General features: G+C 60.1%; 10 protein-coding genes. All 10 read right to left on the reverse strand.

All coding sequences use genetic code 11. From position 1 onward, the window contains the following. Positions 1-203: 203 nt before the first annotated feature. The 10 genes from panB to dksA all read right to left on the reverse strand — a co-directional run bounded on the left by panB (position 204) and on the right by dksA (position 10,567). Positions 204-992 (reverse strand): 3-methyl-2-oxobutanoate hydroxymethyltransferase, encoded by a 789-nt coding sequence (gene panB / locus A3714_RS06900; RefSeq protein WP_062817065.1) that lies wholly within the window; start codon positions 990-992, stop codon positions 204-206. A 178-nt stretch (positions 993-1,170) separates the two neighbouring features. Then, positions 1,171-1,872: a deoxynucleoside kinase gene (locus A3714_RS06905; RefSeq protein WP_062817064.1), complete on the reverse strand. Its 702-nt coding sequence runs from the start codon at positions 1,870-1,872 to the stop codon at positions 1,171-1,173. Next, positions 1,856-2,359, reverse strand: coding sequence for a 2-amino-4-hydroxy-6-hydroxymethyldihydropteridine diphosphokinase (folK, locus tag A3714_RS06910; protein ID WP_062817063.1), 504 nt, complete (start codon positions 2,357-2,359; stop codon positions 1,856-1,858). Before folK ends, A3714_RS06905 begins: the two co-directional genes overlap by 17 nt. 115 nt (positions 2,360-2,474) lie before the next feature. Further along, complete coding sequence (gene pcnB, locus A3714_RS06915; RefSeq protein ID WP_231866044.1) at positions 2,475-3,827, reverse strand: polynucleotide adenylyltransferase PcnB; 1,353 nt, start codon at positions 3,825-3,827, stop codon at positions 2,475-2,477. A gap of 39 nt (positions 3,828-3,866) precedes the next feature. After that, positions 3,867-4,061: a hypothetical protein gene (locus A3714_RS17710; protein WP_156478287.1), complete on the reverse strand. Its 195-nt coding sequence runs from the start codon at positions 4,059-4,061 to the stop codon at positions 3,867-3,869. A 360-nt stretch (positions 4,062-4,421) separates the two neighbouring features. After that, a complete protein-coding gene (locus tag A3714_RS06920; RefSeq protein WP_063509061.1) occupies positions 4,422-5,750 on the reverse strand; it encodes a sigma-54 dependent transcriptional regulator in 1,329 nt (442 codons plus the stop codon). Positions 5,751-5,788: 38 nt separating this feature from the next. Further along, positions 5,789-8,746 carry a sensor histidine kinase gene (locus A3714_RS06925; RefSeq protein ID WP_290526302.1) on the reverse strand — a complete coding sequence of 986 codons (2,958 nt, stop codon included), beginning with the start codon at positions 8,744-8,746 and terminating at the stop codon, positions 5,789-5,791. Next, positions 8,736-8,912, reverse strand: a complete 177-nt coding sequence (locus A3714_RS17965) for a hypothetical protein (protein ID WP_007149317.1) — start codon at positions 8,910-8,912, stop codon at positions 8,736-8,738. Before A3714_RS17965 ends, A3714_RS06925 begins: the two co-directional genes overlap by 11 nt. Before the next feature lie 189 nt (positions 8,913-9,101). Then, a complete protein-coding gene (gene gluQRS / locus A3714_RS06930; protein WP_063508798.1) occupies positions 9,102-9,989 on the reverse strand; it encodes a tRNA glutamyl-Q(34) synthetase GluQRS in 888 nt (295 codons plus the stop codon). 170 nt (positions 9,990-10,159) lie between these two features. Further along, a complete protein-coding gene (gene dksA, locus A3714_RS06935; protein WP_063527162.1) occupies positions 10,160-10,567 on the reverse strand; it encodes an RNA polymerase-binding protein DksA in 408 nt (135 codons plus the stop codon). Positions 10,568-10,750: the final 183 nt, after the last annotated feature.

The raw sequence follows: 10,750 nt of genomic DNA on the forward strand, positions 1-10,750 counted from the left end.
AATCCTCGGGTAAGAAAGCTGCAAGCCACAAGCTTCAAGCTACAAGGCGCGGGGGAGGCCAGTGCTGACTGACTGGCTCCCTGCCCGCGATTTTTTGCCGGGGGATTCTTCCCCAAGCGTTTGTGCGCGGACCAAAATGCTGCAGTTTTACGATGTCCTGACCCGCGTTGTAGCTTGAAGCTTGTAGCTTGCCGCTGGTTTTTCTAGAAACAATGCTCATCGGCAGGAAAGCTGCCGTCTTTCACTGCCTGGTCATAGGCCTTAAAGGCAGCGCGGATGTCGCCGTTGTCTGCCATGAAATCCTTTACAAAACGGGCCGGTTTACCGGGGCTAATGCCGAGCATGTCATGCATGACAAGCACCTGGGCGTCGCATTCCGGGGCCGCCCCGATACCGATGACCGGCACACTCACTTCCCGGGTGATGCGAGCGCTGAGAGCCCGGGGAACGCATTCCAGCAAGAGCATGGCGGCGCCAGCCTGGTCCAGGGTCTTTGCCGCTTCCAGCAATTCGTTGGCGCCAGCGTCATCCTTGCCCTGGACCCGATAGCCCCCCAGTGCATTGACGGCCTGGGGCGTCAGGCCCAGATGGGCACAGACCGGAATGCCATTGCGATTGAGAATCTCGATGCTCTCCGCCAGCCAGGCGCTGCCTTCCAGCTTGACCATATTGGCGCCGGCCTGCATGAGCGCCGTGGCGGTTTCCAGCGCACGTTCCAGGGTGGCGGCCCCCATGAAGGGCACATCAGCAATGATCAGGCTGCCCTGATTGCCCCGGGCCACGCATTCCGTGTGGTAGGCCATCTGTTCCAGGGTCACCGGTACCGTGCTGCTCTGGCCCTGTATCACGTTTCCCAGGGAATCCCCCACCAGAATGGCGTCTACGCCGGCTTCCGAAATCAGCCGGGAAAAACAGGCGTCGTAAGCGGTGAGTACGGAAAATTTCTCGCCGTCCTGTTTGCGTTTATGCAGGGTGCGGATGGTTACTGACATGGGAAGCCTCCCAGGGAAATTCAGTTGAAAGGTGAAAGTTGAAAGTTGAAACGCGGTCAAGTCTGACGCTGTGTACAGGTTGTGCCCGCGAGGCTGTCAAAAGTGTCGCGGGCAGGGCGTCATCAGAGAGGCGACATGCTATTCCGCGCTTTTGAGCTTTCAACTTTGAACTTTCAACTCAGTCGACCAGCGGCCGGGGGTTAAAATAGTGGCGCCCGGAACGGATGTCCAGCAACTCGCTCACCAGTTGCTGGTAGTCGCGATCGTGGTTGACCAGATCAATCTCCGCCGCATTGACGATCAGCAGCGGTGCGCGGTCATAAAAATGGAAGAATTCGGTGTAGGCATCGCTGAGACGGTCCAGGTAATCGCTCTGGATGCCCTGCTCGAAATCGTTGCCACGGCGCCCGATGCGCTGGCGCAGTACCTGGGAAGGTGCCTGCAGATAAATCACCAGATCCGGTTGTGGTGCATCGAGAGTGAGGTGGTCATCCACATTGCGGTATAGCTCGAATTCATCATCGTCCAGAGTGACCCGGGCAAACAGCCGGTTCTTGTCGATCAGGAAGTCGGCGATACGGGGCCCGGCGAACAGGTCCTGCTGCTGGATCTGGCGTAACTGGTCGGCACGCTGAAACAGGAAGAACAGCTCGGTTTGCAGGGCATAACGGGCCGGGTCTTGATAAAAGCGGGTGAGGAAGGGATTGTCGCTGGCCTGTTCCAGCAGCAGGTCATAGCCAAAGGTCATGGCCAGGCGTTTCGCCAGGCTGGTCTTGCCGGCACCAATAGGCCCCTCTACCGCGATAAAGCGCGGCAGCGTGCGGGCCTGGCGACGTTGTTCAATGCGTTCGGTTAGGGTTTTGTCATTCGATGAGTGCATCGCGATCCAGCTCTGCCAACGGTGAAATCGGTTGTTCAGCTACCTGACCGAGAAAACTACGCAGTGCGGTGCCATCCGGCAAGAGGGCATGAGGGCAAATTTCCAAGAGCGGTTCCAGCACAAAAGCCCGCCGGGTCATTTGCGGGTGGGGAACCTGCAGATCGTCACTGTCAATGTGGCTGTCGCCGATCAGCAGGATGTCCAGATCCAGGGTGCGTTCGCCCCAATGGCGCAGGCGTTGCCGGCCCGCCGCCAGTTCCAGGGCCTGCAGGGTATGCAGCAGGGCGTGGGGGGAAAGGGGGGTGTCAATGTCGGCCACGGCATTGACGTAGTCCGGCTGGTCCTGGGGGCCCACAGGAGCGCTGGCATACAGGCGCGAATGGTGACACAGGGTCAGGCCGGGTAGCCGTTGCAGCGCCCGCAGGGCCGAGATCAGCCGCTGCGAGGGGTGGTCCAGATTGCTGCCAAGGCCAATGAACGCGTGCATAAGGGCTCTCGGTTCTGATCAGGAAAGGGCAGGCTGGGAGTTGCGAGAAGCGAGTTTCGAAAACCAACACCGGGTTGCCTCTCGAAGCTTGCTCTTCGTCACTCGCCTTGTTTTGTCAGCCTTCCGCTGCCGGCTTTTTCCGCCGCCGCCGTCGTCGTTTGTTGCCACCGCCGGACGGGTTGCCCAGCTGGCTGATCATCTGCCGGCGGCCCTGCTCATCCTGTTCCTGGTAGCGGGTCCACCAATCGCCAAGTCCCGGCTTGATTTCGTCGGCCTGCTCGCGCAGCAACAGGAAATCATAGGCGGCGCGGAAGCGGGGATGTTCCATCAGGGCATCAGCGCGCTTGCCGGCACGTTTATCCAGACGCAGCTGCAGTTCCCACATTTCTCGCATCACTGTGGAGAAACGGCGCGGGATGGCGGTGTGCTTGATCTGCTGATTGAGGGCACGGGTGGCGCTCTTGTGCAGAGCCTGGGCCGGCGGCAGACCACTGGAAAGGTAGTGCCCCATGCGCTGCTGAATCACCGGCCACAGCAGTACTGCATAGATAAAGGCGGGGGTGACCGGCTTGTTATCGGCCAGGCGTTTGTCGGTATTGTCCATGGCAGCCAGCAGCATGGCCTCCCAGATGTTCCCTTTTTCACCCTCCAGCGCTTGCTGGGTTTCCGGAAACAGGAAGCGAAACAGGCCCAGGTGCTGGAGTTGCTCGTAGGACTCCCGGGCATGGCCGCTGAGGAACAGCTTTAGCACCTCATCGAACAGGCGGGCGGCGGGGACTTGCAGCAGTAACTCGGCCAGTTCCGGAATCGGATCGCCGGTGGCAGGGTCGATGTGAAAGCCCAGTTTGGCGGCAAAGCGGGCGGCGCGCAGCATACGGACCGGGTCTTCCCGGAAGCGGGTCTCCGGGTCGCCAATCAGGTGGATGACCTCTTGTTCGATATCATCCAGGCTGCCGACAAAGTCATGCAGAGTGAAGTCGGCGATGTTGTAGTACAGCGCGTTGATGGTGAAATCCCGCCGCAGGGCATCTTCCTCGATACTGCCCCAGGTGTTGTCGCGCAAGACCAGGCCGGTTTCCTCGTGGGCGTGATGCTGGTCCCGGTCCGGGTTGTCCTCGCGATTCATGGCACGGAAGGTGGAGACCTCGATGACCTCACGGCCAAAACGCACATGCACGATCTGGAAACGACGACCGATGATGCGGCTGCGCTTGAACAGGCGATTCACCTGTTCCGGCGTGGCATTGGTGGATACGTCGAAATCCTTGGGCTCGCGACCGCAGAGAATGTCCCGCAGGCAACCGCCAACCAGATAGGCTTCAAAGCCGGCCTTGTGCAAGCCATAGAGCACATCCAGTGCAGCGCGAGACACCTGTTTGCGGGAGATGGGATGTTGGTCGCGGGGAATGACTCGCGGTTCGAACGTTCTGCGGTTTTTTGGGGAACCCTTCTTAAACCAGTCAGTCATACGTTCCAGGAACTTGCAGGGCATGCGTCAGTATTAGCCTCAAGGTGTGCAATAAAGCGGCGATAGTAGCACTTTTTCTCGTCTATTGAGATACTGGCCGGCTTGGGCGTGGCCCAGAAAGTAAAAAGGAGCCACAACCGAAGTTGTGACTCCCATATTTTGCGCTGATTCTGTTGTTATTATTGTTTGTGTTGTTTTCTGCCTTGTCGCTGCAATCATCAGTTGCAGCAGCATTGCATTGGCTCGTGAAATTATTCTTCTTCTTTCTTGTTGTTATTGTTGAGCCTGTACGCCGATGTTTTTTTTGTTAGCTGGCGTGGGATTCATAGTGCCCGTCACACCGGGGCAATGCAACAAAGAGTGAATCCCTTTAAAAACAAAGAGTTACGATCAATAATTAAAATAAATGTAAATAGTTTCACGAAATTTGTAACCTTGGTGTTACCTGCCTGTGTAGCGCGGTAACACTTATGCCCATCGCGGCTCTTTTGTCAGGAAATCCAGAACGGGGTGTGGGCATCAGGGCGCAATATTTTTTACATGGCCTGGCGCAAATCCCGTCTCGCCGGTTCTCTGGCCCGGACAAGCGGTTAATTAGCGGCGACCACCGGCTTTTTTGCGGGGAATGCCCAGTCGCTGCCGACGCTCCCACAGGCTCTTGCGACTGATGCCCAGTTTCTGGGCCAGCTCGGTTTCGGTCATGCTGTCCTGATTTTCCATGACAAAGCGGGTGAAATAATCCTCCAGGGACAGGTCTTCACTGGGATCTAGGCTGGCGCGGCTCACTCGCTGCGGGGTGCGGTTGGGGTTCAGCCCCAACTGGGAGGGGCCGATGCCGTCTTCTTCAGTGAGAATAATGGCTCGCTCGATCACGTTTTCCAGCTCCCGCACATTGCCGGGCCAGCTGTACCCGACCATGGCCTGCCAGGCCGCATCGGTAAAGTAGAGGTCGTGGCGGTTGAGTTTCTCGCAGCCGCGGGCGAGCAGGGCGTTGGCCAGGCTTTGCAGGTCATCCTGGCGCTCGCGCAGGGGAGGAAGGGTCAGTTCCATCACATTGAGCCGGTAGTACAGATCCTGGCGGAAATGGCCCTCAGCAACCCGGCCGGGTAAATCCAGCTGGCTACTGGCAAGGATGCGCACGTCCACCTTGCGCGGTGACAGGGAGCCCTGGCGATGTATTTCGTGATGGGTGAGCAGGGTCAGCAGACGGCTTTGCACATCGCTGTTCAATTCACCGACTTCGTCGAGAAACAGGGTGCCGCCATCGGCTTCTTCGATGCGCCCGGCGCTTTCTTCATCGCCGAACAGTTCCGTCAGCTGCAGGTTTTTTGGCAGTGCGGCGCACTGTACCGAGATCAGCGGGCCGCCACCCCGTTCGCTTTGCTCATGGAGGGCGCGGGCGGTCAGTTCCTTGCCGGTGCCGGACTCGCCCATGATCAGCACCGGTGTATTGGTGGGGCCTACCCGCTGGATGCGATGCTTGAGCTCCTGCATGGCATCGCTGGTACCGATCATATTATGCACCGGGTAGCTGCGTTCCATATCCCGACGCAGAGCGCGATTGCCTCTATTCAGACGACCTTCCTTGAGCACCCGCTCAACGGCCAGCAGCATTTCATCGTGATCGAAGGGCTTGGGAATATAGTCCACCGCACCCTGGCGCATGGCGTCTACCGCGGAGCGCAGGCTGGCATAACTGGTCATGATCAGCACAGGGGTCGTGCCGGCACTGGCAATCAGGGCGGTGCCGGGCTCCCCGGGCAGGCGCAGGTCGCTGATGATGAGATCAAACTGATTGAGGTGCTGCTCCCGGGCCTGCTCCACGGAGTCGGCTTCTGCCACGGAGTGCTCGTGGCGTACCAGCAGTTTGCGCAGGGCACCGCGAATCACCGGTTCATCTTCAACAATCAGGATGTGACTCATGTATCGCTGGGTCCTTACTTGTCGGGTTGAGCAGGATACTACGTTTCCGGGTGTCCGGGGTCAGCAGCGTGTTGCTGGTGCACAGGCAGGCTGACCACAAAGCGGGTGCCGCCGTCGTCGTTGAGCGGGCTTTCTACTCGAATGCTGCCCTGATGCTCTTCAATAATACTGTACACAAGCGCCAGCCCAAGGCCTGTCCCGCGCCCCGGTGGCTTGCTGGTGACGAAGGGTTCGAACAGGGCGTCGCGCAGGTTGTCCGGGATGCCGTGACCCTGGTCTTCCAGCAGAATATCGAGGAAATCCCCACGGGGCTCACAATGCACGGTGACCGGCAGAGCCTTTTCGCTGGCATCGGCGGCATTGCCAAGCAGGTTGATAAACACCTGCAACAACCGCTGCGGATCACCTTTGACCCAATGGCTGGCCGGGCAGTGGTTCTCGAACGGCTGCTGGCGATGATCCGGATCCAGCAGCAGTAATGAAATGGCTTCGTCCACGGTATCGCGAAGGTTCACCGGCACCTGTTCGCTGAGCTTGATGCCGCCGGAGTGGCTGAAGGTCACCAGGGATTCCACAATGCGGGTGATGCGTCGGGTCTGCTCAAGGATCTGGTCGCAGGCTTCCTGTTGTTCCTGCGGGTCGCTGTCTTCATCCAGATTCTGGGTCAGGCAGGCAATAGCGGTAACCGGGTTGCCAATTTCGTGGGCCACGCCGGCGGCCAGTCGGCCGATGGAGGCGAGTCGTTCGTTATGAGCCAGGTGGGCCTCCATGTGGCGCAGTTCGGTAATGTCCTCGATCACCAGTACCTGGCCCCCGGCCTGTTCGGCAGTGCCGGCCCCCATCACTTCGGACTTGTGCAGGCTCAGCCAGCGGGTCTGATTGTCCACTTCCAGGGCCTGTTGGGGCTGGTGGGGGTTGTCGTCGTGACTGAAGCGGGTGAAGAAATCGCCCCAGGGTGCATCCAGATCCGCCAGTCGTGATCCGATGGTGTTCTCGGCGGTGATGCCGGTGAGACTTTCCATGGCCCGGTTCCAGCCGATGATTTCCCGGTCAGCCCCCAGGGAAATCACCCCCATGGGCAGTTCCAGCAGAGTCTGACGATGGAAGCGGCGCAGGCCGTCCAGCTCCGCCGCCAGCCCGGACAGACGATCCCGGTATTGCTCCAGGCGGGATTCAATGAACTGGATATCCTCGCTGGAATGCTGCTCTTCCTCCGGCAGGTAAGGCAGGTGGTCGTCGATCAGTTGGTGGGACACCGAAGGACCAAGCAGACCGGACAGGTTGGTTTCCAGCTGATCACGCAGACGGCGCAGGGCATAGGGGCGGGTTTCCGTGCGCGGCAGGTGCAGATCCCGCAGGGACATTTCCACCTCCCGGGTGGCCGTGATGGGCCCCAGGGGCTGGCTCATGGCATCAATAAAATCGTCCACGCTCTTTGCTTCCAGCTCCCAGCGATAGGGGCGGCGCAGGCTGTCGACCGCACAGGCCTCGGCGGCGTTCTTCTCCGATCGGGACATGGGCGTGACGATGGATACGATGGCATAGATCAGCGCATTGGCGGTGACCGAGGCAATGGCCACGTGGTGCCATTGACTGGCGCCGCTCTGGAAGCGCATGCCCAGCAATTCCATCAGTGGCTGGAACTGCCAGTTCGGGTAGGCGATGGGAACCAGCAGCAACATGATCCACAGGATAAAGCCGACCAGCAGCCCGGCGAACAGGCCGTTGCGGTTGCCGGAGGGCCAGAACAGGGCGCCAATCAGTCCGGGGACAAATTGCAGGGTGGCCACAAAGGTGAGCACGCCCAGTTCCACCAGGGTGTGATCGGTGCCGGTGAAGCGGTAGAACAGATACGCCAGGGCCAGAATGGCGGCGATCAGGATGCGCCGGGTCCAGAGCAGATTGCGATACAGGTTCTGGCCCTGCAGCGGGCTGGCGGGCAGTACCAGGTGATTCAGGCACATGCCGGACAGCGCCAGGGTGGCCACGATCAGCATGCCGCTGGCCCCGGCCAGGCCGGCAATATAGCCGAGCACCGCACCGTGGCCACCGCTAATCATGCCGATACCCAGGGCGTAATAATCCGGTGGGGTGGGGGCATTGCCGGCAGCGGCGGCCCACAGGATGACCGGCACGCACAATGCCATCAGCAGGAACATCAACGGCAGCGCCCAACTGGCGGTGATCAGGGCGCGGGGGTTCATGTTTTCGGTAAAGGCCATGTAGAACATGTGCGGCAGCACCACGGCGGAGACAAAGAACGCCATGATCATGGAATGCCAGGTGCCGTCCTGCAGGGGGTAGTAGAGCCGCGCCAGCATTTCCGGGTGGTCATCCAGCCAGGCGTTGAGGCTGGCGGGCCCATCGAACACGCCATACAGGCCGAGCAAGGCCACTGCGCCGAATGCCAGCAGTTTGATCAGCGATTCCATGGCAATGGCCATCACCAACCCTTCGTGCTTCTCCCGGGCGGTGGTATGGCGGGCGCCGAACAGGATGGCGAAGATCACCATCATCAGGCAGAAGCCGGCGGCCAGGTCGCGGGGGTCGGCGGTGCCACTGAGGATCTGGATGGATTCTGCGACCGCCTTCAGTTGCAGCGCCAGCAAGGGCAGTACCCCGATCAGCATGATCAGGGTCGTCATGGCGCCAGCCAGTCGGCTGCGGTAACGGAAGGCAAACAGGTCCGCCAGGGAGCTGAGCTGGTAGGTCGTGGTAAGCCTCAGAATCGGTGCCAGCAAAATCGGGGCGAGCAGAAAAACCCCGGAAATCCCCAGAAAATAGGACAGGAAGTTGTAGCCGTACTGGTAGGCATAACCCACTGAACCGTACACGGCCCAGGCACTGGCGTAGACCCCCAGCGACAGCACATACACTGCCGGGTGACGTACCCAGTGAGCCGGCAGCCAGCCACGCTCGGTGATCCAGGCCACCGCAAACAGGAACAGCAGGTAGCAACCGGCAATCAGGATCAGATCGCTGACACTATAGACCATCGACATCCTTGCTCTTGGCAATCCAGTAGCTCAGGGCGATCAGGCCCAGCCAGATCAGATAGGGGCGATACCAGGCGCGCCCACCTTCGCTCCACCAATCGATGATGGCAGGAGAAAGCAGGTAGGTGCCGAGAATGAAGATGATCAGCAGTCGGTCGGTATACATAGGTGGTTTAACCCCTCCGGGCCGATGAGCATACGCCAGGGGGTGAGGCGTGTAAAAGCGGGGGCTGAGTTGAAAGTTCAAAGTGTAAAGTTGCAACGCGGGCCAGGTCGAAGACCTGGCGAGGTCGTGCCCGCGATTCATGGCAACGGACAAACCGAAATCACGAAACCCTCTCGCGCTTTTACACTTTCAACGTTGAACTTTTAACTCATCGGGCAATGGCTGCTGTCGGCCCGCGGGCCACTGGTGATCGGGGTAGTGCGCCGTGCCCCATGCCAATAGTACGGCGGGGCGTTCGTCTTGCAGGTCTGAGGGCGGCTGCAGTCCCAGACAGTGAAGGGCGGCGGTGAGTAGCTGGCTGGCTCGAGTGGGGTCCAGGGCCTCACTGCCGGTGGATTTGGACAGTTTCAGGTTCCGGCCGTCGCTGACCACCGGCAAATGTGCATACTCCGGCGCAGGCTTGCCCAGGCATTCCAGCAGCCAGCGCTGGCGCAAGGTGGAATCGAGCAGGTCCGCACCACGCAAGACATGGGTAATACCATCATCCGCATCGTCCAGGGCGCAGGCCAGCTGATACCCGAACAGGCCATCGCGACGACGAATCACGAAGGCGCCACCGTCCTGGTGCAGGTTGTTGCTGATTCGCCCCTGAATGCCATCCGGGTAGTCCAGCTCCCGGTCGGGAACCTGCAGGCGGATGGCGGTGTCCTCGGCGGCGGGCACACTGGCACTGATGCCGGGATGGTTATGGTTGAGGGCGGCCAGTTGTTTGCGGGTCAGGCGACAGTGAAAGGCGTAGCCGCGGTCGAGCAGGGCATCCACGGCTTCTTGATAGGCGAAGTGGCGCTGGCTCTGGTAACGCACGGGCCCATCCCAGTGCAGGCCAAAGGTTTCCAGCTGACGCAGAATGGTATCGGCGGCACCGGGCACTTCCCGGGGCGGGTCCAGATCGTCCACGCGGATCAACCATTCACCGCCCGCGTGGCGCGCTTCCAGCCAGCTGGCCAGCGCAGCCACCAGGGACCCGAAATGCAGGGGGCCGGAGGGGGTGGGGGCGAAACGTCCGCGATAGGTCATAAAGGCAGTTAACAGTGAATAGTGAACAGTTAACAGCGGCGCGCCATGCCTGTGTGAGGAGTTTAAACGCAAGAAGCCGCGCACAAGGGCTGGGCGCGGCTTCAGGCGTTTCAGGAACAACAGCCCGCTATCGCGAGCTGTTCACTGTTCTCTGTTAACTCTTCACTGGTTTATCCGGCCAGCTGCTTTTCCTTGATCTCCGCCAGTTCCTTGCAGTCGATGCACAGGTCGGCGGTGGGGCGGGCTTCCAGGCGACGGATGCCGATTTCAATGCCACAGGCTTCGCAGTAGCCATAATCGTCCTTGTCGACCAGATCCAGCGTCTTCTCGATCTTCTTGAGCAGCTTGCGCTCGCGGTCACGGGTGCGCAGCTCCAGGGCAAACTCTTCTTCCTGGGTGGCGCGGTCAGCAGGGTCAGGCAGGTTCGCCTGCTCATCCTGCAGGTGGTGCATGGTGCGATCCGCTTCTTCCATCAACTCCTGGCGCCAGGCCAGCAGAATCTGGCGGAAGTGCTCCCGTTGTTTCTCGTTCATGTACTCCTCGTTTTTGGCCGGCATGTAGGGTTTGAAACCATGCATTTGGGCCTGCGAGGAAGATGAGGCGGTTTTCTTTTTCACGTTTGCTTTTACCTGAGCAGAAGTGGTGGATCGGCTCGGCGAAGTCCCTTTGCCGGCAGTCGCGGTCCGTGCGTTACCGGTGTTCGATGCGTCTCTGGCAGCGGCCCGGGCCGCTGCGGATGCCTTCCCGGAGGTCGGCAGTTT

It is taken from the genome of Alcanivorax sp. HI0007 (assembly GCF_001635525.1).
In the GTDB taxonomy this organism is placed as follows: Bacteria; Pseudomonadota; Gammaproteobacteria; order Pseudomonadales; family Alcanivoracaceae; genus Alcanivorax.